This window comes from Kitasatospora sp. GAS204B, assembly GCF_029892155.1.
In the GTDB taxonomy this organism is placed as follows: domain Bacteria; phylum Actinomycetota; class Actinomycetes; order Streptomycetales; family Streptomycetaceae; genus Kitasatospora.
This window is the reverse complement of record NZ_JARZAG010000001.1, coordinates 464,911-488,821: the sequence shown is the minus strand read 5'-3', so window position 1 is coordinate 488,821 and position 23,911 is coordinate 464,911. Positions and strand designations below refer to the sequence as shown.

22 protein-coding genes are annotated in these 23,911 nt (G+C 72.5%); 9 read left to right on the top strand and 13 right to left on the bottom strand.

The window, feature by feature from the left end:
* Positions 1-92 precede the first annotated feature (92 nt).
* From P3T41_RS02275 to P3T41_RS02265, 3 genes are read right to left on the bottom strand one after another with little or no spacing between them, the layout of a single operon-like run.
* Positions 93-2,261 (bottom strand): 3-hydroxyacyl-CoA dehydrogenase NAD-binding domain-containing protein, encoded by a 2,169-nt coding sequence (locus P3T41_RS02275; RefSeq protein WP_280687219.1) that lies wholly within the window; start codon positions 2,259-2,261, stop codon positions 93-95.
* Positions 2,262-2,284: 23 nt separating this feature from the next.
* Positions 2,285-3,496: an acetyl-CoA C-acetyltransferase gene (locus P3T41_RS02270; protein ID WP_280687218.1), complete on the bottom strand. Its 1,212-nt coding sequence runs from the start codon at positions 3,494-3,496 to the stop codon at positions 2,285-2,287.
* A complete protein-coding gene (locus P3T41_RS02265) occupies positions 3,493-4,683 on the bottom strand; it encodes a CaiB/BaiF CoA-transferase family protein (RefSeq protein ID WP_280687217.1) in 1,191 nt (396 codons plus the stop codon). The genes P3T41_RS02270 and P3T41_RS02265 overlap by 4 nt, the downstream gene beginning before the upstream one ends.
* A 180-nt stretch (positions 4,684-4,863) precedes the next feature.
* Here P3T41_RS02265 and P3T41_RS02260 point away from each other — a divergent pair, with 180 nt between their 5' ends.
* Complete coding sequence (locus P3T41_RS02260) at positions 4,864-5,517, top strand: Pr6Pr family membrane protein (RefSeq protein ID WP_280687216.1); 654 nt, start codon at positions 4,864-4,866, stop codon at positions 5,515-5,517.
* Positions 5,518-5,554: 37 nt separating this feature from the next.
* Here the strand turns inward: P3T41_RS02260 and P3T41_RS02255 are convergent, their stop codons facing one another.
* Together P3T41_RS02255 and P3T41_RS02250 are read right to left on the bottom strand one after the other, a co-directional pair.
* Positions 5,555-5,926: a toxin Doc gene (locus P3T41_RS02255; protein ID WP_280687215.1), complete on the bottom strand. Its 372-nt coding sequence runs from the start codon at positions 5,924-5,926 to the stop codon at positions 5,555-5,557.
* Complete coding sequence (locus P3T41_RS02250) at positions 5,926-6,153, bottom strand: hypothetical protein (protein ID WP_184934788.1); 228 nt, start codon at positions 6,151-6,153, stop codon at positions 5,926-5,928. The genes P3T41_RS02255 and P3T41_RS02250 overlap by 1 nt, the downstream gene beginning before the upstream one ends.
* Before the next feature lie 99 nt (positions 6,154-6,252).
* Here P3T41_RS02250 and P3T41_RS02245 point away from each other — a divergent pair, with 99 nt between their 5' ends.
* Both P3T41_RS02245 and P3T41_RS02240 read left to right on the top strand, forming a co-directional pair.
* Positions 6,253-6,786: a SigE family RNA polymerase sigma factor gene (locus P3T41_RS02245; RefSeq protein WP_280687214.1), complete on the top strand. Its 534-nt coding sequence runs from the start codon at positions 6,253-6,255 to the stop codon at positions 6,784-6,786.
* A gap of 58 nt (positions 6,787-6,844) precedes the next feature.
* Positions 6,845-7,714, top strand: a complete 870-nt coding sequence (locus tag P3T41_RS02240) for a hypothetical protein (protein WP_280687213.1) — start codon at positions 6,845-6,847, stop codon at positions 7,712-7,714.
* Between the two features lie 82 nt (positions 7,715-7,796).
* On the opposite strand, the gene P3T41_RS02235 is transcribed toward P3T41_RS02240, so the two are convergent.
* The gene (locus P3T41_RS02235; protein ID WP_280687212.1) at positions 7,797-9,407 is read right to left on the bottom strand and encodes an ABC-F family ATP-binding cassette domain-containing protein; all 1,611 of its coding nucleotides are present in this window, start codon (positions 9,405-9,407) and stop codon (positions 7,797-7,799) included.
* 279 nt (positions 9,408-9,686) lie between these two features.
* On the opposite strand from P3T41_RS02235, the gene P3T41_RS02230 reads away from it, so the two are divergent.
* A complete protein-coding gene (locus P3T41_RS02230; RefSeq protein ID WP_280687211.1) occupies positions 9,687-11,324 on the top strand; it encodes an ABC-F family ATP-binding cassette domain-containing protein in 1,638 nt (545 codons plus the stop codon).
* Positions 11,325-11,373: 49 nt separating this feature from the next.
* Here the strand turns inward: P3T41_RS02230 and P3T41_RS02225 are convergent, their stop codons facing one another.
* Both P3T41_RS02225 and P3T41_RS02220 read right to left on the bottom strand, forming a co-directional pair.
* Positions 11,374-11,742 (bottom strand): helix-turn-helix transcriptional regulator, encoded by a 369-nt coding sequence (locus P3T41_RS02225; RefSeq protein ID WP_280687210.1) that lies wholly within the window; start codon positions 11,740-11,742, stop codon positions 11,374-11,376.
* Entirely contained in the window at positions 11,739-11,981 is a 243-nt protein-coding gene (locus P3T41_RS02220) for a hypothetical protein (protein ID WP_280687209.1), read from the bottom strand. The genes P3T41_RS02225 and P3T41_RS02220 overlap by 4 nt, the downstream gene beginning before the upstream one ends.
* Before the next feature lie 106 nt (positions 11,982-12,087).
* Here P3T41_RS02220 and P3T41_RS02215 point away from each other — a divergent pair, with 106 nt between their 5' ends.
* Together P3T41_RS02215 and P3T41_RS02210 are read left to right on the top strand one after the other, a co-directional pair.
* Positions 12,088-12,741 carry a nitroreductase family protein gene (locus P3T41_RS02215; RefSeq protein ID WP_280687208.1) on the top strand — a complete coding sequence of 218 codons (654 nt, stop codon included), beginning with the start codon at positions 12,088-12,090 and terminating at the stop codon, positions 12,739-12,741.
* A gap of 72 nt (positions 12,742-12,813) precedes the next feature.
* The gene (locus tag P3T41_RS02210; RefSeq protein WP_280687207.1) at positions 12,814-13,413 is read left to right on the top strand and encodes a GNAT family N-acetyltransferase; all 600 of its coding nucleotides are present in this window, start codon (positions 12,814-12,816) and stop codon (positions 13,411-13,413) included.
* A 19-nt stretch (positions 13,414-13,432) separates the two neighbouring features.
* On the opposite strand, the gene P3T41_RS02205 is transcribed toward P3T41_RS02210, so the two are convergent.
* The 3 genes from P3T41_RS02205 to P3T41_RS02195 all read right to left on the bottom strand — a co-directional run bounded on the left by P3T41_RS02205 (position 13,433) and on the right by P3T41_RS02195 (position 17,441).
* A complete protein-coding gene (locus tag P3T41_RS02205; protein ID WP_280687206.1) occupies positions 13,433-15,067 on the bottom strand; it encodes an isovaleryl-CoA dehydrogenase in 1,635 nt (544 codons plus the stop codon).
* 80 nt (positions 15,068-15,147) lie between these two features.
* Positions 15,148-16,362 (bottom strand): cytochrome P450, encoded by a 1,215-nt coding sequence (locus tag P3T41_RS02200; protein WP_280687205.1) that lies wholly within the window; start codon positions 16,360-16,362, stop codon positions 15,148-15,150.
* A 29-nt stretch (positions 16,363-16,391) separates the two neighbouring features.
* Positions 16,392-17,441 carry a type III polyketide synthase gene (locus tag P3T41_RS02195; protein WP_280687204.1) on the bottom strand — a complete coding sequence of 350 codons (1,050 nt, stop codon included), beginning with the start codon at positions 17,439-17,441 and terminating at the stop codon, positions 16,392-16,394.
* Between the two features lie 97 nt (positions 17,442-17,538).
* Between P3T41_RS02195 and P3T41_RS02190 the strand changes: the two genes are divergently transcribed.
* The gene (locus P3T41_RS02190) at positions 17,539-18,090 is read left to right on the top strand and encodes an NUDIX domain-containing protein (protein WP_280687203.1); all 552 of its coding nucleotides are present in this window, start codon (positions 17,539-17,541) and stop codon (positions 18,088-18,090) included.
* 52 nt (positions 18,091-18,142) lie between these two features.
* On the opposite strand, the gene P3T41_RS02185 is transcribed toward P3T41_RS02190, so the two are convergent.
* The gene (locus tag P3T41_RS02185) at positions 18,143-20,500 is read right to left on the bottom strand and encodes a Tex family protein (protein WP_348533620.1); all 2,358 of its coding nucleotides are present in this window, start codon (positions 20,498-20,500) and stop codon (positions 18,143-18,145) included.
* A 136-nt stretch (positions 20,501-20,636) separates the two neighbouring features.
* On the opposite strand from P3T41_RS02185, the gene P3T41_RS02180 reads away from it, so the two are divergent.
* Positions 20,637-21,023 (top strand): PPOX class F420-dependent oxidoreductase, encoded by a 387-nt coding sequence (locus P3T41_RS02180; protein ID WP_280687200.1) that lies wholly within the window; start codon positions 20,637-20,639, stop codon positions 21,021-21,023.
* 161 nt (positions 21,024-21,184) lie between these two features.
* On the opposite strand, the gene P3T41_RS02175 is transcribed toward P3T41_RS02180, so the two are convergent.
* Positions 21,185-22,876: an AMP-binding protein gene (locus P3T41_RS02175; RefSeq protein ID WP_280687199.1), complete on the bottom strand. Its 1,692-nt coding sequence runs from the start codon at positions 22,874-22,876 to the stop codon at positions 21,185-21,187.
* Positions 22,877-22,995: 119 nt separating this feature from the next.
* On the opposite strand from P3T41_RS02175, the gene P3T41_RS02170 reads away from it, so the two are divergent.
* Positions 22,996-23,886 (top strand): hypothetical protein, encoded by an 891-nt coding sequence (locus P3T41_RS02170; protein ID WP_280687198.1) that lies wholly within the window; start codon positions 22,996-22,998, stop codon positions 23,884-23,886.
* Positions 23,887-23,911 lie beyond the last annotated feature (25 nt).

The following is a 23,911-nucleotide window of genomic DNA, read 5'->3' as shown; positions in this document are numbered from 1 at the left end:
CGTCGATGCGACGGCCTGAGCCTGTTGAACAACCGGCCGGGGTGGCGGCCCCCGCTCTCCCGGGCCGCCACCCCTCCCCCGCCCCCGCCCGCTCAGTCCCTGAACGCCCCGCCCTCCGCCGCCACCCGTTCCAGCAGCGCCGGCGGCGTGAACCGCTCCCCGTACGTCGCCGCCAACTCCCGGGCCCGCGCGGCGAACCCGGCGGCCCCGCCCTGGTACCCGTTGATGTACTGCAGCACCCCGCCCGTCCACGCCGGGAACCCGATCCCCAGGATCGACCCGACGTTCGCGTCGGCGACCGAGGTCAGCACGCCCTCCTCCAGGCAGCGCACCGAGTCCAGTGCCTCCGCGAAGAGCATCCGCTCCTTCATGTCCTCGAACGGGACGTCAGCGTCCGCCCGCCCGAAGTGCTCGCGCAGCCCCGGCCAGAGAGCGCCGCGCCTGCCGTCCGCGTCGTAGTCGTAGAAGCCGGCGCCGCCGCTGCGTCCGGGGCGGTCGAACTCCTCGACCATGCGGTCGAAGACGACCTCGGCCGGGTGCGGCCGCAGGGGCTCGCCGGCCTCCTCGGCGGCTCGGACGGCCTCTGCGCGGATCTTGCGGGGCAGCGTCAGGGTCAGCTCGTCCAGCAGCGACAGCACCTTGGCCGGGTATCCGGCCTGGGCCGCCGCCTGCTCGATCGACGCCGGCTCGATGCCCTCGCCGACCATCGCGACGCCCTCGTTGATGAACTGCCCGATCACCCGTGAGGTGAAGAAGCCGCGCGAGTCGTTCACCACGATCGGGGTCTTGCCCAGGCGCCGCACCAGGTCGAAGGCACGGGCGACGGCCTCGTCCCCGGTGCGCTCGCCCTTGATGATCTCGACCAGCGGCATCTTGTCGACGGGCGAGAAGAAGTGCAGGCCGATGAAGTCGGCGTCCCGCTCGACTCCCTCCGCCAGCAGGCTGATCGGCAGCGTCGAGGTGTTGGAGCAGAGCAGCGCGTCGGCGTCCACCACGGACTGGATCTCCTGGAAGACCTTCTGCTTCAGCTCGACGTTCTCGAACACGGCCTCGATCACCGCGTCGCAGCCTGCCAGGTCGCCGGCCTCCCCGGTCGGGGTGATCCGGGCCAGCAACTCCTCGCGCTGCGCCTCGGTGCTGCGCCCGCGCGCCACCGCCTTGTCCAGCAGTGCGGCCGAGTAGGCCTTGCCGCGCTCCGCCGCCTCGACGCTCACGTCCTTCAGCAGCACCTCGAGACCGGCCCGGGCGCAGGAGTAGGCGATGCCCGCGCCCATCATCCCGGCGCCCAGCACGGCGACCTTCCGCACCTGCCGCTCGGCGACGCCGTCCGGCCGCGAGGCACCGGAGTTGACCGCCTGCATGTTGAAGAAGAGCGCCTGGATCATGTTCTTCGCGGTCTGCCCGCAGACCAGCTCGGTGAAGTACCGCGCCTCGATGACGAAGGCGTTGTCCACGTCCACCTGGCTGCTCTCGACCGCCGCCGCCAGGATGTTGCGCGGGGCCGGGTAGGGGGCGCCGTTCAGCTGCTTGCGCAGGTTGGCGGGGTAGGCGGGCAGTTGGGCGGCCAGCGCCGGGGTGGCCGGGGTGCCGCCGGGGATCTTGTAGCCCTTGACGTCCCACGGCTGCGCCGCCGTCTCGTGGGCGGCGATGAACTCCCGTGCCTTGGCCAGCAGTTCCTCCCGCGAGGCGGCGAGCTCGTGCACCAGGCCGGCCTCCACCGCGGCGGCGGGCCGGTACTGACGGCCCGTCAGCAGCCACTTCAGCAGCGCGTCGGCCAGCCCGAGCAGCCGCACGGTGCGCACCACGCCGCCGCCACCGGGCAGCAGGCCCAGCGTCACCTCGGGGAAGCCGAGCTTGCTGCCGGGGGCGGTGAGCGCGATCCGGTGGTGGCAGGCCAGCGCCAGTTCCAGGCCACCGCCCAGCGCGCTGCCGTTGATCGCGGCGACCACGGGCTTGCCGAGGGTCTCCAGGGTGCGCAGCGCGCGCTTGAGCCGCAACGAGCCCTCGAAGAACGCCTCGGCGCCGTCGGGGCCGACCGCCGAGAGCATGCGCAGGTCGCCGCCCGCGAAGAAGGTCTTCTTGGCGGAGGTGATGATCACGCCACGCAGACCCTCGAACGCCGCCAGCCGGGCCACCACGGCCTCGAAGTCGGCGGTGAACGCGGTGTTCATGGTGTTGACGGACTGGTTGGGGTCGTCCAGGACGAGGGTGACGATGCCCTCCTGGTCCTGCTCCCAGCGGATGACGGTGAACTCGGTCATGAGAGTGGTCTCCTGAAGGGGGATCAGATGCGCTCGACGATGGTGGCGATGCCCATACCGCCGCCCACGCAGAGGGTGGCCAGGCCGTAGCGCAGCTCGCGCCGCTCCAACTCGTCGATCAGGGTGCCGAGGATCATCGCGCCGGTGGCGCCCAGCGGGTGGCCGAGCGCGATGGCGCCGCCGTTGACGTTCACCTGCTCGTGCGAGAAGCCGAGTTCGCGCATGAAGCGCAGCGCGACCGCGGAGAAGGCCTCGTTGATCTCGACCAGGTCGATGTCGGCGGCAGTCAGCCCGGCCTTGGCGAGCGCCTTGCGGGTGGCGGGGGCCGGGCCGGTGAGCATGATGGTGGGCTCGGAGCCGGAGACCGCGGCGGAGACGATCCGGGCGCGGGGACGCAGCCCGTAGCGCTCGCCGATCGCGGGCGAGCCGATCGCCACCAGCGAGGCGCCGTCCACGATGCCGGAGGAGTTGCCGGCGGTGTGCACGTGGTCGATCCGCTCCACCCAGTGGTACTTCTGCAGCGCGACGGCGTCGAATCCGCCGGCCTCGCCGACGGCCGCGAAGGCGGGCTTCAGGCCGGCCAGCGTCTCCACCGTGGTGCCCGGGCGCAGGTACTCGTCGCGCTCCAGCACGAGCAGGCCGTTGCGGTCGCGCACCGGGACCACCGAGCGGTCGAAGAGGCCGTCGGCCTGTGCCTTGGCGGCGCGGGCCTGCGACTCGGCGGCGAAGGCGTCGACGTCGGCGCGGGTGAAGCCCTCGATGGTGGCGATCAGGTCGGCGCCGATGCCCTGCGGGACGAAGGAGACGTCGAAGTTGGTCATCGGGTCCATCGCCCAGGCGCCGCCGTCGGAGCCCATCGGCACCCGGGACATCGACTCCACGCCGCCCGCCAGCACCAGGTCCTCCCAGCCCGAACGGACCTTGGCGGCGGCCAGGTTGACCGACTCCAGGCCGGAGGCGCAGAAGCGGTTCTCCTGGACGCCGGCCACGGTGTCCGGCAGGCCGGCCGCGACGGCGGCGATCCGGGCGATGTCGGAGCCCTGGTCGCCGAGCGGGCTGACCACGCCGAGCACGATGTCGTCGATCGCGGCCGGGTCCAACTCGGGCAGCCGGGCGCGCATTTCACGGATCAGTCCGACCACCAGGTCGACCGGCTTGGTGGCGTGCAGCGAACCGTTCCTGCCACGGCCGCGCGGGGTGCGGATCGCCTCGTAGACGTACGCTTCGGTACTCACGGTTGCTGCCTCTCGGGGGAGTTGGTCGAATCAGCAGAGTCGGTCGGGTCAGCAGACTTGATCGGGTCAGCAGAGTCGGTCGGGTGGGCAAGCTCGGGCAGGTCCCAGTCGCGGGCCACTTCGGCGGTGTCGGCGCCGGGGCGGGCCGGCGGGCGGCGCAGCGCGGTGGGGGTGGCGGAGAACCGCGGGGCGGGGGCCGGCTGGGTCACGCCGTCCTGGGTCGGGTAGGTGCCGCGGGCCGTCAGGTGCGGATGGGCGGCAGCCTGGCGGAGCGTCAGCACTCGAGTGACGCAGGCGTCGGTGCCCGTGAAGACGGCGTCCCACTCGGCGCTGCCGCGGCTCGCGAAGCGGGTGGCGATCAGCGCGCGCAACTCGGGCCAGCGGGCGGTCTCGTACTGGCCGGGGGCGTCGGGGCCGAGGTCGAGCAGCCGGGCGAACTCGGCGTAGAACTGCGGCTCCAGCGCGCCGACCGCGAACTGGCCGCCGTCGCCGGCCTGGTAGACGGCGTAGCAAGGGGCGCTGCCGTCCAGGAAGTTGACGCCGCGGCGGTCCTGCCAGCGCCCCTCGGCGAGCAGGCCCCAGAAGAGGGTGGCCAGATGGGCGCTGCCGTCCACGATCGCGGCGTCCACCACCTGGCCCTGGCCGGTAGCGCGGGCGTGCTGGAGGCCGGCGAGCAGGCCGACCACCAGGTAGAGCGAGCCGCCCGCGTAGTCGCCGAGCAGGTTGGCCGGCACGGTCGGCGGCCCGTCGGCCGGACCGATCATCGAGAGCACTCCGCTGAGCGCGATGTAGTCGATGTCGTGCCCGGCGGCGGCGGCCAGCGGTCCGTCCTGTCCCCAGCCGGTCATCCGGCCGTAGACCAGAGCGGGGTTGCGGGCCAGGCAGGCCTCGGGGCCGACGCCGAGCCGCTCGGCCACCCCGGGGCGGTAGCCCTCGATCAGCAGGTCGGCGCGCTCGACCAGGTCGAGCAGGCGGTCGGGTCCGCCCGGCGCCTTGAGGTCGAGCAGGACCGAGCGCTTGTTGCGGTTGGTCAGGTCCAGCACGGGGTCGCCGGCCAGCGGCGATGCGCTCGGACGGTCCACCCGCACCACGTCCGCGCCCAGGTCGCCGAGCAGCATCGCGGCGAACGGCCCGGGGCCGATCCCGGCCAGTTCGACCACCCGCACCCCGGCCAACGGCCCAGTCACCCGGTCGCCTCCTCGCGAGCGTGACAGTAGAGCTGTAACACTCGGGATGGTATGCCGGTGACCGGCGAGTAACAAGAGCGGCTCCCGCGCGACTCCCATCGGCGGCTACCCGTGGGTAGAGTACGGCGATCAGCCCGCACGACGGACCCGTGCCCGACAGAACAGACCGGTGAGCGCCCCGTGAACATCTGGACCCGACCCGCGCTCTGGTGGCGCCTGGCCATCGTCCTCTCCAGCGGGCTGGGCCTGGCACTCGGCACCAGCTCGCTCGTCTACTTCACGGTGGAGAGCAACACGCTGGTCTTCGGCTACTTCGCCGGCGCGGTCTACTGGATGGTCAAGCGCGGCACGGTGGACGCCCCCGCACCCCGGCTGCGCGGCGCTGCCGCCCTCTACATCCTGATCACCGGCCTGGTCGCGCACATCCTGCTGAACCACGGCGCCAACCCGCTGCCCGGGCTGGTCTCCGGGCCGGACCGGCTGACCAACTGGTCGCTGTTCCTGCTGCACTACGCCACGCCGGTGCTGGTGCTGCTCGACTGGCTCTGCGCGCGCCCGCGCAACGCCTCGCGCTGGCAGGACATCCCGCTCTGGCTCTCCTTCCCGCTCGGCTACGCGGCGGTGACCATGGCCCGGGCGGCGCTCTTCCCGAGCTTCCCGAACAAGTACCCGTACTTCTTCTTCGACCCGAGCACCCACGGCTACGGCTACGTCTGGCTGCAGATCGCCCAGCTGACGGTGGAGTTCATCGTGCTGGCGACGGCCGTGGTCGGGCTCGACCGGCTCGGCACGGCGGTGCGCGGGCGACTGCGGCCCGCCGTGGTGCCGGCCTGACCGCAACATCCCTGACCCCAACATCCGAGGTCAGGGGTCAGATCCGCCACTCCCGGATCCGGTCGGCCGCCACGAAGATGTCCGCCTTCGCGTCGGCCACGTCCCGGGCCAGCTCCACCAGGGCGCCGTACGGCGGGTCGATGCCCTCCTTGGCCGCGTGCATGTACGCCGCGGTCGCCATGCAGGCGTAGAGGTTGTTGCGCACCGGCAGCGGGCGCAGCAGCACGATGGTGTGCATCAACGCGGCCGCGCACCAGGCCGGGTCGGCGTCGTGGCCGAGTTGGGCGGTGTTCACCCGGTGCCGGGCCACGGCGGCCTGCAGCGCGGAGTAGTCGCGCACGCTCAGGTCCTCGGGCGACGCCTGCTCCTGGACGTCGAGGAGCCAGCGGATGTCGACGTGCAGGATCATCACGCCGCACTGCGCCGAGCGGCGGGCGTGTCCTCCGGGAAGGCGGCGTCGAACTCTTCCAGGTGCGCGTTCCAGAACGCCACCGCGTGGTTGACGAAGGTTCGGCGCTGCTGCTCGCGCACGCTCAGGTCGTGTACGTACGCCTTGACGGTCTTTCCGTCGGCCGCCGCTGCCTCGCGAATCGCGGCCAATTCCGCCTCGGTGTACTCGATGTTGAGAGCCGGCATGCGCTTCAGGGTACCGGAGCGGTACCGGACCGGACAGGGGTCTGGGGATTTCCTGGGAACGGCTGCAACATCCCGGTCGACCCACTGCGTTAGGCAGGCATGGACCACTCACCGACGACCGAACCGGCGCTCCCAGGCCCGCTCGACTTCCTGGACTTCGCCGCGGCCCGAGGCGGGCAGCTCTACAGAACGGCCTACCTGCTGACCGGCGGTGACTCCCATCTGGCGGAGGACCTGGTGCAGGAGGCGCTCAGCCGGATGTACTCGCGCTGGAAGCGGCTGTCCCGGTTGGAGAATCCGGCCGGATACGCGCAGACCGTCCTGGTCAACACCTTCGTGAGCCTGCGTCGCCGGCGCAGCAGCGGCGAGCGGGTCACCGCCGAGTTCGCCGAGGTCGCCGTCACCGACCGGGACCCGACCCTGCGCCTGACCCTGCTGGACGCGCTGCGCGAACTCTCCGCGCCGGACCGCGCGGTGCTCGTGCTGCGCTTCTGGGAGGACCGCAGCGTCGAGGAGACCGCCGCGGCGCTGCGCCTGACCTCCACCGCCGTGCGCTCGCGCAGCCACCGCGCCCTGGGCCGGATGCGCGCGCTGCTGGGCGACGACTTCGCCGAGCGGGCCGACGCGCCCTGACTCCCGCACCTCTCCGTGTCTTCGTGTCTTCGCATCTTCGTGAAAGTGATGCCCCGCCATGTCATTCGATGACGAAACCCCGTTCGAGGACGCCTTCGGCCTCGCCCTGCGCGAGGCCGTCGACGCGGCCCCCGCCCCGCCGATCGAGTTGTTGGCGACCGGCGCCGCACAGCGCGGCCGGCACCGCAAGCGCCGGCGTGCCGTGGTGGCGAGCACCGCAACCGTGGCGATGCTCGCAGGCCTTGGTGTGCTGACCCTGCAGGGGCGCCCGTCCACCGAGGTGTCGACCCCGAGCGCGGCCGACCGTCCCGCCCCGGCGGTCACCGCGCCGCCGAGCGGTGCGCCGACGGCCACCACGCCACCGACCGCCACGACGCCGGTCACCGCCGCTCAACTGCTGGCGCTGTTCGAAGCGAAGCTGCCCGGCGATCTGCGGTTCAGCGACCCGATGACGCAGGACGACAACCCGCACGGGTTGTCGATGCGCTATGCCGCCATCACCGGGACGGACGGTCGAGGAGCCGGCAGCTTCGAGATCACCGTCCAGCGCGCACTACCGTGGCCGAACCCGACCGCGCCCCCGATCGGCAACTGCTCACCGGCCGGCCCCGACTGCACCGGCAGCGCAGAGCCCGGCGGCGCACATCTGCTGGTCCATCACCCCTCTCGCGCTGCCGGCGGCGAGCAGGACTGGAGCGCCACGCTCGACCGACCCGACGGGATCAGGGTGATCGTGAACGTGAGCAACATCCCGGGCCCGGGCACCGGCCGGACCGTGCCCTACACCAACACGCTGTTGCTGAGTTCTGAGCAGCTGTCCGCCCTCGCGCTCGATCCGCTCTGGTCGTCGCTGGCGGCCGCCCTGCCCACGCCTTCGATCGCCTCGCGGCCCCCCGTGACCTCTCCGTCCGGCCCGCAGCGGGCTTGACGCCCGACCGGCCCGACCGCCCGCGGTGCCCTCCCGCACCGGGGACGGGAGGGCACCGCGGACGCCTCGCACCACGCCCGCCTCACATCGGATCCACCCGCCGCAACCCGCCCTCGTCCAGCCGCAGCCACCGGGTCAGCCCGAGCCCGCGCAGGAACGGCAGGTCGTGGCTGACCACCACCAGCGCGCCCTGGTAGGACTCCAGCGCGTCGGTGAGCTGGCGCATGCTCGCCAGGTCGAGGTTGTTGCTCGGCTCGTCGAGCAGCAGCAGTTGCGGCGGCGGGTCGGCGAGCAGCAGCGCGGCCAGCGTGGCGCGGAACCGCTCGCCGCCGGAGAGGGTGCCGGCCCGCTGGTCGGCCCGGCCGCCACGGAACAGGAACCGGGCCAGCCTGGCCCGGATCTGGTTGTCCGAGACGGCCGGCGCCAACGCCTTGACGTTCTGCGCCACGCTCAGCGAGTCGTCCAGCAGGTCGAGCCGCTGCGGCAGGTACCTGATCGGCACCGGACAGGTGATCTCGCCCTCCAGCGGCGGCAGTTCGCCGGCGATGGTACGCAGCAGGGTGGACTTGCCGGCGCCGTTGGCCCCGACCAGGGCGATCCGCTCGGGGCCGCGCAGGTCCAGCTTGACCTGGTGGCCGTAGGCGAGCCGGACGTTCTCCATGGTCAGCACGGTGCGGCCGGCCGGGACCTCGGTGCGCGGCAGGTCGATCCGGATCTCGGCGTCGTCGCGCACCGCGTCCTCGGCGGCGTTGAGCCGCTCGGTGGCCTCGGCCAGCCGCTCGGTGTGCAGGCCGCGCACCCGCCCTGCGGTGACCTCGGCCTGTCGCTTGAGCGCACCGGCGATGATCTTCGGGTCGTTCCTGGTGATCGAGCGCTTCTTGCCGTAACTGGCGCTGCGGGCCAGGCGGACGTTGGCCTCCACCAGGTCCCGCTTCTGCCGGTGGACGTCGGCCTCGGCGACCCGGACCAGCCGCTCGGCGGCCTCCTGCTCGGCCGCCAGGGTCCGCTCGTACTCGTCGAAGTTGCCGCCGTACCAGGTGACTTCGCCGTCCCGCAGGTCGGCGATCTGGTCCACCCGGCGGAGCAGCTCGCGGTCGTGGCTGACCAGGACCAGCACGCCGGTCCAGCTCGCCACCGCCTCGTAGAGGCGCTCGCGGGCCGCGCGGTCCAGGTTGTTGGTCGGCTCGTCCAGCAGCAGCACGTCGGGGCGCTCGATCAGCAGCGCCGCCAGCCGCAGCAACACGGCCTCGCCGCCGGACAGTTCGCCGGTGGTGCGGTCCAGCTCGAGCCGGCCCAGGCCCAGCTTGTCCAGCGTGGCGCGGGCCCGCTCCTCGACGTCCCAGTCATCGCCGAGCACGGTGAAGTGCCGCTCGTCGACGTCCCCGGACTCGATCGCGTGCAGCGCCGCGCGGCGCTCGCGGATGCCCAGCGCCTCGTCCACCCGCAGCGCGGTGTCCAGCGCGAGGTCCTGCGGCAGGTAGCCGATCTCGCCACCGATCCGCACGGTGCCGCCGGACGGCGTGAGTTCGCCCGCCAGCAGTCGCAGCAGGGTGGACTTGCCGGCCCCGTTGAGGCCGATCAGACCGGTCCGGCCGGGGCCGACGGCGAGGTGGAAGCGCTCCAGGACGGGCTTGCCGTCCGGCCACTCGAAGCTGAGGTCGGTGCAGAGGATCGCGGTGGTCGTCGATGCCATGGGGGCCTCCTGCGGGTTGCTCGTGGGATGAAAGGGGCAACACGGAGACACCGCGGGAGGGCGACGGGGGAACGGATCACGGAAGGCGACTCCGGACCGAGGCCGAGCACGCTCGTCGACCGCGCGAGTACGCAGCGCGGGAGCGGTGTCTCATGACCTCAGTAGAGCAACGGCCTTCTCCTGTTCCGGTGAACCAACGGACCCAACGCTACGACGGCGGGGCAGCCCCGGCAAAGGATTTATCTGCGCGATTCGCGGCCGTTTAGGATCGGGCACATCATGAGTGCCACTCTCGTAACCAAGGACCTCGCCGCCGGCCACGGCGACCGCACCCTCTTCGCCGGGCTCGACCTGGTCGTCGCCCCCGGCGAGGTGACCGGCCTGGTCGGCGCCAACGGGGCCGGCAAGTCGACGCTGCTGCGGCTGCTGGCCGGCCTGGACCGTCCCGAGAGCGGCTCGATCACGCTCAGCCCGCGCTCCGCCAACATCGGCCACCTGCCGCAGGAGCCCGAGCGCCGCGCGGGCGAGTCGGTGCGCGCCTTCCTGGCCAGGCGCACCGGCGTCGCCGCCGCGCAGGCCGCGCTGGACGAGGCCACCGAGGGCCTGGTCGAGGGCCGGGCCGGCGCCGACGACGCCTACGCCGAGGCGCTGGACCGCTGGCTGGACCTGGGCGGCGCCGACCTGGAGGAGCGCGCCGAGCAGGTCGCCGACTCGCTGGGCCTGGCCGTCGGCCTGGACCAGGAGATGACCTCGCTCTCCGGCGGCCAGGCGGCCCGCGCGGGCCTGGCCTCGCTGCTGCTCTCCCGCTACGACGTCTTCCTGCTCGACGAGCCCACCAACGACCTGGACCTGGCGGGCCTGGCCCGGCTGGAGGAGTTCGTCACCGGCCTGCGCGCGGGCACCGTGCTGATCAGCCACGACCGCGAGTTCCTGGCCCGCACGGTGACCCGGGTGCTGGAGCTCGACCTGGCCCAGCAGCAGGTCAACCTCTACGGCGGCGGCTACGACTCCTACCTGGAGGAGCGGGCCCGGGCCCGCCGCCACGCCCGCGAGGAGTACGAGGAGTACGCGGACACCAAGGCCGGCCTGGAGGCCCGGGCCCGGATGCAGAAGGGCTGGGCGGACAAGGGCGTGCGCAACGCACTCAAGAAGAGCCCGGACAGCGACAAGCTCCGCAAGACCGCCTCGACCTCCTCCTCGGAGAAGCAGGCCGCCAAGGCCAAGCAGACCCAGCGGATGATCGAACGCCTGGACGTGGTCGAGGAGCCGCGCAAGGAGTGGGAGCTGCAGATGGAGATCGCCGTCGCCCCGCGCTCCGGCTCGGTGGTCGCGACGCTCCGTCAGGCCACCCTGAAGCGCGGTGAGTTCGGCTTCGGCCCAGTGGACCTGCAGGTCGACTGGGCGGACCGGGTGGCGATCACCGGCGCGAACGGCGCGGGCAAGTCCACCCTGCTGGCCGCCCTGTTGGGCCGGCTCGAACTCGACTCCGGTCAGGCCGCCCTGGGTTCGGGCGTGGTGGTCGGCGAGGTGGACCAGGCCCGCGGCCTCTTCTTCGGCACCGAGACCCTGCTGGCGGCCTTCGAGGCAGCCGTCCCCGAGCTCTCCCCCGCCGACGTGCGCACCCTGCTGGCCAAGTTCGGCCTCAAGGCCGTCCACGTCCTGCGCCCCGCCGACACCCTCTCCCCCGGCGAACGCACCCGCGCGGCGCTGGCCCTGCTCCAGGCCCGCGGCGTCAACCTGCTGGTCCTGGACGAGCCGACCAACCACCTGGACCTGCCCGCGATCGAACAGCTGGAGGCGGCGCTCGCCTCCTACACCGGCACCCTGCTGTTGGTCACGCACGACCGGCGGATGCTGGAGACGGTCTCGGTCAACCGGCGCCTTGCGGTGGCGGACGGGCGGGTCACGGAGCTGTAGGAGCTCGTTGAAGCCTCGTCAGGTTCCGCCTGCGCCGGCTGTCCGAAGGTCAAGCCACCGCCGGGTGCCCGCCCGGGGGTGCTTGGCCGGGCTCATGGCCGTCGTGCGGGGTGAAGACGAAAGCTGAGGTATCGCCGTCCAGGTCGATGGTCAGCGACGCGTCCAGGGCCTTGGCAAGGCGGGTGAGCAGCGGCAAGGTCGGCACCGCGTCACCGCCCTCGATGTTGGAGATCTGCGGCTGGGTCATGCCCGCGCGCCGCGCCAGTTCGGTCTGCGACAGGCCGAGCTCGGTACGACGGTCGTAGACGGCCTGGCCAAGTGCGAAGGCATACCCGGCTTCCAGGTAGGCCGGGGACTCCTCGACCGACTCTCCCAGGAGCTTCCTGGTCTGGCGGGTCTTCCACTGCGAGTGGTTCACGGACTCTCCTCCTTGATCCGGTCGTACCTGTGCTCCGCGAGACCATGGTCCGCCTCACACACCTTCACCTTCTGGGCCCACTGAGCGCGCTCGACCTCGGCCGCCTCGCGCTGCCTGGTCTTGCGAAACACAGTCAGTAGGTCGGCCGCCCGCTCAACCTTGTCGTACTGGGTGTCGGACAGGAGTTCCAGCCACCGCCGGACTTCCGGCTCGATCTCGATCTGCCAGGGGCCGCTCACGAGGACAACTATACAGAAATCTATATACGCCAGCAGTCCAGCCGAGCCTGCGCCGCGACATCACACGTTGGTTTAGACCACCCGCCGGCTTCCCATACATCGAGGTATGACGACCTACCCCACCGTCCCCCTGCACCCGATGCACGTACCGGCCCACGAAGCCGAGGCCCGCGCCCGGGACTTCCACGAGCTGATGGCCCGGCGCCGGACCGTCCGCGACTACGACCGCCGGCCGATCCCGGACGGCGTGCTCGACTTGGCGATCCGTACCGCCGCCACCGCGCCGAGCGGGGCGCACGTGCAGCCGTGGCGGTTCGTGGTGATCACCGATCCGGAGCGCAAGCGGCGGTTGCGGGCAGCCGCCGAGGCGGAGGAGCGCGAGTTCTACGGGCACCGGGCGTCGGCGGAGTGGTTGGCGGCGCTGGCGCCGATCGGGACCGACTGGCGCAAGCCGTTCCTGGAGGACGCGCCGGCCGTGATCGTGGTCTTCGAGGTGCACAAGGGGCCCGACTCGCCGCGGCCGTACTACACCAAGGAGTCGGTGGGGATCGCGGTCGGCCTGCTGCTCGCCTCATTGCACCAGGCGGGGCTGGCCACGCTGACGCACACGCCGAGCCCGATGAAGTTCCTCAACGAGATCTGCGAGCGCCCGGCCGAGGAGCGCGCCGCCTACGTGATTCCGGTCGGCTACCCGGCTGCCGGGGCCGCGGTGCCGGATCTGCGGCGCAAGGAGCTGGACGAGGTGCTGATCCGGCTCTGAGGCATGGCGGCACCACCGGGGGCGGGAGAAATCCCTGGTCGGCGACGCCGGCCGGCTGCCATCATGCCTAGCATGACCCACGCCACCGATGTCCCTGCCAGCACCGCACCGCCCGCCCCCAACCGGCCACCGGAGTGGCTCGACCTGCCCAACGGGTTCGCGCTGCGCCGCCGGACGGTGGCGGACGCGCCGGAGATCAACGACGCGGTCATCCGCAACCTCGAGCACCTGCGGCCGTGGATGCCCTGGGCGAGCGCCGCGCCGAGCCTGGCGCACAGCACCGAGATGACCCGGGTCGGCTCCGAACTCTGGGAGCAGGGCTCGGACTTCCTCTACGTGCTGGTGGCCGCCGAGCGGCCGGAGCGGATCGTGGGCATGTTCGGCCTGCACCGGCGGATCGGCCCCGACGGCATCGAGATCGGCTACTGGATCGACCAGGAGCACACCGGCCGCTCGCTGGCCACCAACGGCTCGGCGGCGCTGACCGGGGCCGCGCTGAACCTCGCCGACGTCGAGCGGGTGGAGATCCACTGCGACGAGGCGAACGCGGCCAGCGCCGCCGTGCCGCGCAAGCTCGGCTACCGGCTGGACCGGATCGTCGAGGTGCCGGGCGAGGCGCCGGCCGAGACCGGCCGCAAGCTGATCTGGATCCAGCAGCGGCCGGCCGGCTGAAGCCGCCGCCCTACAAGGGCTACGCCGGCACCATCCGGGCCCGGGCGATCACCGCCTCGGTGTCCACCCCGGCCGGCAGGGTGCCGAAGGCGTTGCCGTGGTCGCCGCCGAGCCGGGAGGCGCAGAAGGCGTCCGCCACCGCCGGGTCTCCGTGGCGCACCAGCAGCGCGCCCTGGAGGGTGAGGGCCATCGTCTCGACCAGGCGGCGGGTGCGGTACTCGATCTCGTCCAGATCGCCGAGTTCCTTGCGCAGCCCGGCGACCGCCGCATCCAGCCGGCGGTCGGCACCGGCCACCGCGTCGAGCTCGGCGAAGTAGGCCTCCAGGGACTGCGGGCTGCGGGCCATCGCGCGCAGCGCGTCCAGCGCCGCGACGTTGCCCGAGCCTTCCCAGATCGAGACCAGCGGCGCCTCCCGGTAGAGCCGGGGCATCCCGGACTCCTCGACGTAGCCGTTGCCGCCCAGGCACTCCAGCGCCTCGGCCGCGTGCGCCGGACCGCGCTTGCAGACCCAGTACTTGGTGACCGCGAGCGCCAGCCGCTTGAACAGCGCCTCGCCCTCCTCGCCGGCCGCCGCCCGGTCGGTGGCCTCGGCCAGCCGCAGCGCGACCGTGGTGGCCGCCTCCGACTCGATCGCCAGGTCGGCCAGCACGTTGCGCATCAGCGGCTGGTGGATCAGCTCGGTGCCGAACGCCTTCCGGTGGGTGGCGTGCTGGACGGCGCGCTGCACGCCCAGGCGCATCCCGGCGGCCGCGCCGAGCGTGCAGTCGAGCCGGGTCATGTTGACCATCTCGATGATGGTCCGCACCCCGCGGCCCTCCTCGCCGACCAGCCAGCCGACCGCCTCCTCGTACTCCAGCTCGGCGGAGGCGTTGGAGCGGTTGCCCAGCTTCTCCTTGAGCCGCTGGATCCGCAGCGCGTTGCGGGTGCCGTCCGGCAGCACCCGGGGCAGCAGGAAGCAGCTGAGGCCACCCGGCGCCTGAGCCAGCGTCAGGAAGACGTCCGACATCGGCGCGGAGGTGAACCACTTGTGGCCGGTCAGGTGGTAGGTGCCGTCCCCGGCCGGCAGCGCCACCGTGGTGTTGGCCCGGACGTCCGAGCCGCCCTGCTTCTCGGTCATCGACATGCCGGCGATCAGGCCGCGCTTGCCGAGCGGCTCCCGCAGCCCGAAGTCGTAGACGGTGGAGGCGAGCAGCGGTTCGAACCGCTCGGCAAGCTCCGGGGTGGCGCGCAGCGCGGGCACGGCGGCGTAGGTCATCGAGATCGGGCAGCCGTGCCCGGCCTCCACCTGGCTCCACAGGTAGAACTTGGCGGCCCGCGCGGTGTGCGCGCCCGGGCGCGGATCGCGCCAGGGGGCGGCGTGCAGGCCGTGCTCGACCGCCACGTTCATCAACTGGTGCCAGGCCGGGTGGAACTCGACCTCGTCGATCCGGTGCCCGAACCGGTCGTGGGTGCGCAGCACCGGCTCGTTCTCGTTCGCCAACCGCCCCCACTCGGCGGCCTGCTCAGTGCCAGCCAGCACGCCCAGCTCGCGCAGCTCGGCCTCGGCCCAGCCGGCGCCGGCCCGGTGCAGGGCGGCGAGCAGGGCCGGGTCCTCGGCGAGGTTGTGGCCGTAGGGCGGCGGGACCTGGTTGGTGACCTCGTGGGTGTGCGGCACGGCCTGCTCCCTACTCGCGAGTAAGTTGGACACCTACAGAGTAGGGGTTCGGTCCCGCCGCGTCTGCGGTCCGAGGACGGTCACCAGGCGACCGGCAGCTCCAGCGGGAAACGCCAGATCGAGCCGGTGTTCCAGCGCACCCGCTCGGCCGGCACCGCCAGCCGCAGTTCCGCGAAGTGCGCCAGCAGCGAGCCGATCGCGACCTGGAGTTCCAGCACGGCCAGCGGGGCACCGAGGCAGTGGTGGGCACCCCAGCCGAAGGTCATGTGCGGCTGCGCCGGGCGCCGCAGGTCCAGTTCGTCGGGCCGGTCGAACTTCGCCGGGTCCCGATTGGCCGTCAGGTACGACACGTGCACGAACTCGCCCGCCCGGATCGCCACTCCGCCCAGCGTCAGGTCCTCGGTCACCACCCGGGGGATGCCGACGCCCTTGCGGAACGGGATCAGCCGCAGCAGCTCGTCCAGGGCCCGCGGCAGCAGCTCGGGCCGGGCGCGCAGCTCGGCGAGCAGGGCGGGGCGGGTGAGCAGCGTGTAGGCGATGTTCCCGATCTGGTAGGTGGTGGTGTCCTGGCCGGTGACGAGCAGGATCATGGCGGTCACCGCCAGCTCCTGGTCGGTCAGCGCCTCGCCCCCGTCGCGGGCGGTCGTCAGGGTGCTGATCAGGTCGTCGCCGGGCTGCCGGCGCCGCTCGGCCGTCAGCGCGGCGAAGTAGCCGCGCAGCGCGCTCTTGGCCTGCACGGCCCGCTCCCGCCCGGCCGCCCCCGTGTCCATCATCGCCCAGGCCTGGGCGCGCAGTTCCGGGCGGTCCGGCTCGGGGATGTCGAGCAGCTCGCAGATCGTGGTCAGCGGCAGCGGCAGGGCCAGCCCCGCCATCAGGTCGGCCGGCGCGCGCTGCTCGGCCATCGCGTCCAGCAGTTCGTCCACGGCGCGCTGGGTCCGGGCCCGCATCCGCTCGACCTGACGCGGTGTGAAGCCCTTGGCGATCAGGCCGCGCAGCCGGGTGCTGGCCGGCGGGTCCAGCACGTTGATCGCCTCGGGCTGCACGATCGGCTCGGGCGTCAGCCGCGGGTAGTCCAAGTCGGCGACCGCGCGGCTGAAGCGCGGGTCGGTGGTGACGGTGCGGACCTGCTCGTAGCCGGTGACCAGCCAGGCGTCGGCGCCGTAGGGCAGCCGGATCCGGGTGACGGGTCCGGCCGCCAGCAAGCTCGCGAGCGAGGGGTCGAAGTCGAGCGCCTCGGCGAAGTCGAAGGGGCAGAGCCGTACTTCGTCACCAACGGCGGCAGGGGCGTCGGGCACGGGACCTCCGGTGCAGGGGACGGGGGTGGTCACGCGTCGGTCCAGCTGCCCAGCGACATCTCCGCGGTGATGCCGGGCCCGAACCCCGCCAGGATGCCCCGGTGGTCGCCCACCGAGCTGCCCTCCGCGAAGAGCCGGCCGAGCGCGTCGAGGACCACGGCGCTGGCGATGTTGCCGTACTCGGTCAGCGTCGCGCGGCTGTGCCGGAACGCCTCGTCGGGCACCTCCAGGAACCGGCCGAGGTCGTCCAGGATCCGCGGGCCGCCGGCGTGCACGAGGTAGAAGTCGAGGTCGGAGACCTTCCACTGGTGCCGCTCGGCCAGCTCCGCGAGGGCCGGCGCGAGCGGCTCCATGGTGGCCGGGACCCGGCGGTCCAGCTGGAAGTGGAAACCCGTGGGGCGCACCGCGTAGGAGATCCAGTCCTCGGTGTCGGGGATCAGGTGCGAGCCGTTGCGCTCGAGGCGGATGCCGGTGCCGCCCTCGCCGCGCAGCACCACCGCCGCCACCGCGTCCCCGAAGAGGCCGTTGGAGAGCAACTGGCCCACCCCGAGGTCGGTCGGCTGGTAGCAGAGCGAGCAGAACTCGCAGGCCACCACCAAGGCGTTGGCGCCCGGGTAGGCGGTGCAGAAGTCGTGCGCGCGGTTGACGGCCGCGACGCCGGCCGCACAGCCGAGCTGCGCGATCGGCAACTGCCTGGTCTGCGGGCCGAATCCCATCGTGTTGATCAGCCAGGCGGTCAGCGAGGGCATGCTGAACCCGGTGCAGGAGACGAAGACGATCAGGTCGATCCGGTCCGCCGTCAACCCCGCGTTGTCCAGGGCCTGTTGGACCACCCGCGGCACCCGCCGCTTCGCCTCCTGGGTGAACAGCTCGTTGCGCCGGTCGAACCCGGGGTGCTCCAGCACCCGTTCGATCGGCTGGATCAGGTGGCGCTTGCGGACCCCGGTGCGGCTGATCAGCCGGAGCGCCAGCTCCAGGTCCGGGTGGCCGTGGTGCAACCGACGGGCGAGCGCCAGCGTGTCGTCCATCGTGATGACGTGTTCCGGGACCTCGGTCACCGGCCTGCAGAGCACTGCCACGAAGTCGGTTCTCCCGCGCCTGTCGCCTCGAGCTGATGTGTCGTCAGTACCTTGACACAGGCGCGACCGACCTCCGGGCGCCGACTACGATCACCCGATGACCGAAACCACCGATCTCGTGACCCCGCCCGAGGACCGATTTCCCGCGCTGTTCGCGCCGCAGCGCTGGGAGTGGGGCGGTATCGACGCCCAGTTCGCGCTCGATCTGCCGCCGGACGAGCTGATCACCAACATTCACCTGATCGGGTTCATCGGCGAGTCGGTCGTGCTCTGCCGGGACGTGCGGGGCCACTGGTTCCTGCCGGGCGGCACCCGGGAGGCGGGCGAGACGATCGGCGACTGCCTGGTCCGCGAGGTGCGCGAGGAGGCGGGGGCGCAGGTGCTCGGCGAGCCGCGCTGGCTGGGCGCGCACCTGGCGGTGACGGACCGTCCCACGCCCTACAAGCCCTGGCAGCCGCACCCGCGCAAGGCCTGGCTCTGGGGCTGGGCCGAGGTGCTGCTGGACGGCGAGCCGACCAATCCGGCGGACGGCGAGCAGGTGGTGGAGGTGCGCGCGATGCCGGTGGCCGAGGCGGGCGGGCTGCTCTCGCGCGGACGTGAGCGGTGGTGGGCCGAGCTGGTCGAACTGGCGGCGGCGCGGCGCGGCTGACGGGGCGTGGGGGGCGCGTCCCACGCCCGCCCCACGCCCCGTCAGCCCGTGCTCACTTGCCGAGCCCCGCCCGGCGCAGCGCGTCGGCCATCGCGCTGTTGACCACCGGCGCGGGCTTGGCACCCCCGCCGCCGCCCGCGCCACCGCGCCGGTCCTGGCGCGGCGGCCGGGGCCCGCGCTCGCGCTGGCCGCCACCCTCACGGTGGCCGCCTTCACGCTGGCCACCCTCACGCGGGCCGGCGGCGGGCCGGGGAGCGGCCTCGTCGTCGAGCCGCAGGGTCAGCCCGATCCGCTTGCGCTGGACGTCGACCGAGACGACCTTGCAGGTCACCACGTCACCGGGCTTGACCACCTCGCGCGGGTCCTTGACGAACTTCGCCGACAGCGCCGAGACATGGACCAGGCCGTCCTGGTGCACGCCCACGTCGACGAAGGCCCCGAAGGCGGCGACGTTGGTCACCACGCCCTCCAGGACCATCCCCACCTCCAGGTCGCCGAGCTTGTCGACGCCCTCCTTGAAGGTCGCGGTCTTGAACGCCGGGCGCGGGTCGCGGCCCGGCTTGTCCAGCTCGCCCAGGATGTCGGTGACGGTCGGGATGCCGAAGGTCTCGTCGGCGAACTCGGACGGCCGCAGCGCGCGCAGCGCCGCCCCGTTGCCGACCAGCTCGCGCATCGTCCCGCCGGTCTTCGCCAGGATCTTCCGCACCACCGGATAGGCCTCGGGGTGGACCGCCGAGGCGTCCAACGGGTCGTCGCCGTCCGGGATCCGCAGGAAGCCCGCGCACTGCTCGAACGCCTTCGGGCCCAGCCGCGCCACGTCCTTGAGCGCCTTGCGGGTGCGGAACGGGCCGTTGTCGTCGCGGTGCGCCACGATGTTGTCGGCCAGCGTCGCGGTCACCCCGGAGACCCGGGTGAGCAGCGGGGCGGAGGCGGTGTTGACGTCCACCCCGACCGCGTTCACGCAGTCCTCGACCACCGCGTCCAGCGAGCGGGAGAGCTTCAACTCGCTGAGGTCGTGCTGATACTGGCCGACCCCGATCGACTTCGGGTCGATCTTGACCAGCTCGGCCAGCGGGTCCTGCAGCCGCCGGGCGATCGAGACCGCGCCGCGGATCGACACGTTGAGCTCGGGCAACTCCTGCGAGGCGAAGGCGGACGCGGAGTAGACCGAGGCCCCGGCCTCGGAGACCATCGCCTTGGTCAGCGTCAGCTCGGGGTGCCGCTTGATCAGGTCCTCGGCCAGCTTGTCGGTCTCCCGCGAGGCGGTGCCGTTGCCGATCGCGATCAGGTCGACGTGGTGCGCCTTGGCCAGCGCCGCCAGGGTGGCCAGCGCCGCGTCCCACTTGTTGGCGGGCTGGTGCGGGTAGATCGTGTCGTGCGCGACCACCTTGCCGGTGGCGTCCACCACGGCGACCTTGACGCCGGTGCGGAAACCCGGGTCCAGGCCCATGGTGGCCCGGGTGCCGGCGGGGGCCGCGAGCAGCAGGTCGCGCAGGTTGGCGGCGAAGACCTTGACCGCCTCGTCCTCGGCCTCCTGGCGCAGCCGGCCGCGCAGGTCCAGGCCCAGGCGGACCAGGATCCGGGTGCGCCAGGCCCAACGGACCGTGTCACCGAGCCACTTGTCGGCCGGGCGGCCGTGGTCGGCCACCCCGAAGCGGGCCGCGATCCGCTGCTCGTAGTCGCTGGCGCCCGGCAGGTCGCCCTCCGCCTCGCCGTCGAACGGCGACAGGTCGAGGTCGAGCACCTCCTCCTTCTCGCCGCGCAGCATGGCCAGGATCCGGTGCGAGGGCAGCTTGGTGAAGGGCTCGGCGAAGTCGAAGTAGTCGGCGAACTTGGCGCCCTCCTGCTCCCTGCCGTCGCGGACCTTGGCGACCAGCCGGCCGCGCCCCCACATCCGCTCGCGCAGCGTGCCGATCAGGTCGGCGTCCTCGGCGAACCGCTCCACCAGGATCGCCCGGGCGCCCTCCAACGCGGCCGGCGCGTCGGCGACCTGCTCGTTCACGAACCCGGCGGCGAGCGCGGCCGGGTCCCGCGCGGGGTCGGCGAGCAGCTGCTCGGCCAGCGGCTCCAGGCCCGCCTCGCGGGCGATCTGCGCCTTGGTGCGGCGCTTGGGCTTGAACGGGAGGTAGATGTCCTCCAGTCGGGCCTTGGAGTCGGCGGCCAGGATCTGCGCGCGCAGCGCGTCGTCCAGCTTGCCCTGCGCCCCGATCGACTCCAGCACCGCGGACCGGCGCTCCTCCAGCTCGCGCAGGTAGCGCAACCGCTCCTCCAGCGTGCGCAGCTGCGTGTCGTCCAGCTCGCCGGTGACCTCCTTGCGGTACCGGGCGATGAACGGCACGGTCGCCCCGCCGTCCAGCAGCTCGACGGCCGCCTTCACCTGCCCTTCCCGGACCCCGAGTTCCTCGGCGATCCGCCGCCCGACGGCCCGATCGGCTGCGGCTGCTGCCTGTGCTGACTGCTCGGCTGGCGTGGTCACGAAGCCGGTCACCTTCTCATGAGTTGCGTTGCGCGTACGCCCCGCATTCTGTCAGCTGTACAGTCCGGCCATGGATGACGCGCTGCTGGAGCAGCTGGGCCGGGGCAAGTACCTGCTGGTGACCTCGTACAAGAAGGACGGCACGGCGGTGCCCACCCCCGTCTGGGTGGTGCGCGACGGGGACGCGCTGGGGGTGTGGACGCCCGCCGACTCCTGGAAGGTCAAGCGGATCCGCCGCAACCCGAAGGTCCTGGTCGGCCCGTGCGACGTGCGCGGCCGGGCGACGGGCGAGTCGGTGCCCGCCACCGCCGAACTGCTGGACGCCGCCGGGACCGCCCGCTACCGCCCCCTGCTGGGCCGCAAGTACGGACTGATCGGCCGGCTCACGATGCTGGGCAGCCGGCTGCGCCGAGGGCTTGAGGGGACGGTCGGGATCCGGATCACGCTCAACCCCTAGGGCCTGTACGGCGGATCTTTTCGGATGAGCCCACGGCGTTGGGCGCCCGGCTGGGCGTGCCGGCGGATCGTCCTCGTACTGGGTCGTACTTGGATGATTCGCCGGTGGGTCCAGGCGGGATGTCCGGCGTCGCGCGCCCGGCACGATCCGTAAGAGAGGCCCTAAGCCCTGAGCTCCGGGAACTGGTCGTCGCGCCACTCCTGCCCGCCGCCGAGCCCGTCGGCCTCGCGGGTGCGCAGCTCGACCCGGCGGATCTTGCCGGAGATGGTCTTCGGCAGCTCGAAGAACTCCAGCCGCCGCACCCGCAGGTAGGGCGCCAGGTGCTCGCGGGCGTGCCGCAGGATCGCCAGCGCGGTCTCCCGGTCCGGGGCCCAGCCGGGGGCCAGCGCCACGTAGGCCTTGGGCACGGCGAGCCGGGTCGGGTCGGGCGCCGGGACCACCGCGGCCTCCGCCACCGCCGGGTGCTCGATCAGCACGCTCTCCAGCTCGAACGGCGAGATCTTGTAGTCCGAGGCCTTGAAGACGTCGTCGGTGCGGCCGATGTAGGTGATGTACCCGTCGGCGTCCCGGCTCGCCACGTCCCCGGTGTGGTAGTAACCGCCCGCCATCACCTGACTGTTGCGCTCCGGGTCGGCCAGGTAACCGGTCATCAGGTTGACCGGGCGCCGGGTCAGGTCCAGGCAGATCTCGCCCTCCTCGGCCGGCTCGCCGCTGACCGGATCGACCAGCACCACCGGCACCCCGGGCAGCGGGCGGCCCATCGAGCCGGGCTTGACCGGCGCGCCGGGCGTGTTGCCGACCAGCAGTGTGGTCTCGGTCTGCCCGAAGCCGTCCCGGATGGTCAGCCCCCAGTGCCGCTCGATCTGCGCGATCACCTCGGGGTTGAGCGGCTCGCCGGCCGCGATCAGCTCGCGCAGCGCGCCGGGGCCGCTGGACAGGTCGGCCTGGATCAGCATCCGCCACACGGTCGGCGGAGCGCAGAAGGTGGTGACCCGCGCCCGCTGCAGCTGCTCGAGCAGCCGGGCGGCGTCGAACCGGGTGTAGTTGTGGACGAAGATCGTCGCCTCCGCGATCCACGGCGCGAAGAAGCAGCTCCAGGCATGCTTGGCCCAGCCGGGCGAGCTGATGTTGAGGTGGACGTCGCCCGGGCGCAGGCCGGCCCAGTACATCGTGGTCAGGTGGCCGACCGGGTAGGAGACCTGGGTGTGCTCGACCATCTTGGGGCGGCTGGTGGTGCCGGAGGTGAAGTAGACCAGCAGCGGGTCGGTGGGCGCGGTGGTGGCGGTGAACGGGGCCGGGTCGGCGAGCTCGTACGCGTCCTCGAAGGGCGTCCAGCCCTCGACCGGGCCGCCGACCACGATCCGGCCGAAACCGGTCCCGCTCCCGCTCCCGCCCCCGGTGAACTTCGCCGTGTCGCCCACGTTCGCCACCACGTGCCTGGCTCCGCCGCGCTCGATCCGGTCGGCCAGGTCGGCGGGGCCGAGCGCGGTGGTGGTCGGCATGATCACCGCACCGAGCTTCAGCACCGCGAGCATCGCCTCCCACAACTCGACCTGGTTGCCGAGCATCAGCAGCACCCGGTCCCCCGCCGCCACGCCGAGCCCGGCCAGGTGGTGGGCCACCTGGTCGGAGCGGCGGGCCAGTTCGGCGAAGGTGTACTTCGCCTCCCGGCCGTCCTCCTCGACGATCCACAGCGCGGTGCGGTCGTTGCCCCGGGCGATCACGTCGAACCAGTCGACCGCCCAGTTGAAGCGGCCCTCGATGACGGGCCAGGCGAAGTCACCTGCACCGTCCTGACGGAGCAGCAGGTCACGCGCGGCGCGGTAGCTCTCGGTGGCGGTCGGGCTGGTCACGGCGGCTCCTCGGTAGCGGGCTGCGGCCGATCATAGGGCTCCGTCAGGTTCCCGTCTTGGCGTGTATACGTCGAGTTCGTGGACTTTCGGGGACCTCGCCACGCCCCCACCATCTGGGCATGAGACTCAGCCCGAAGCACGGCCTCCTTCGTGGACTCACCGCCGGCGGTGCGGTCCTCGCCCTCGCCCTCCTCCCCGCGGTCAGCGCCTCGGCGCACCCGGGCGCACCCGCCCCGCAGGCGCGGCACGGCGCCTACGCGGCCACCGCGGCCCACCACTCCGCGCCGACCAGGCGGCCGCCCGCCAGCCAGGTGCAGTACAACGGCGGCGCGGTGCAGCACAACCCCGTGGTCTACCTGGACTTCTGGGGCAGCCAGTGGGACAGCGACACCAACGGCGTGCAGCAGTACATGGCCAACCTCTTCCAGGGGCTGGGCACCAGCCAGGACCACTGGTCGACCATCACCTCCCAGTACCCGGACTCCAGCGGCTCCGGACCGACCTTCACCGGCCCGGTCTACGGCGGCAGTTGGGTCGACGACAGCAGCCCGGCGCCGGGCTCCTCGCAGCAGCAGGACATCGCCGACGAGGCCGACAACGCCGCCTCCCACTTCGGGGTGGCCGGCAACCCCGACGCCCAGATCGTGGTGATGAGCCCCAGCGGCACCTCCCCCGACGGCTGGCCCGGCTCCGGCTTCTGCGCCTGGCACGATTACACGGGCAGCGTCTCGTACACCAACATGCCCTACCAGCTGGACGCCCCCGCCGGCAGCCGCTGCCCGAACAACCTGCTCGGCAACAAGCTCTCCGCCTTCAGCATCGTCGAAGGCCACGAGTACGCCGAGTCGATGTCCGACCCGCAGCCCGCGGGCGGCTGGCTGACCGCCTCCGGCGAGGAGATCGGCGATCTGTGCGAGAGCAACTTCCAGAACGTGACGCTGCCCACCGGCACCTTCGCGATGCAGCCGCTGTGGAGCAACCGGGCCGGCGCCTGCGTGATCAGCGGCTGACGCGGCATCAGGAGGTGGCACAAGC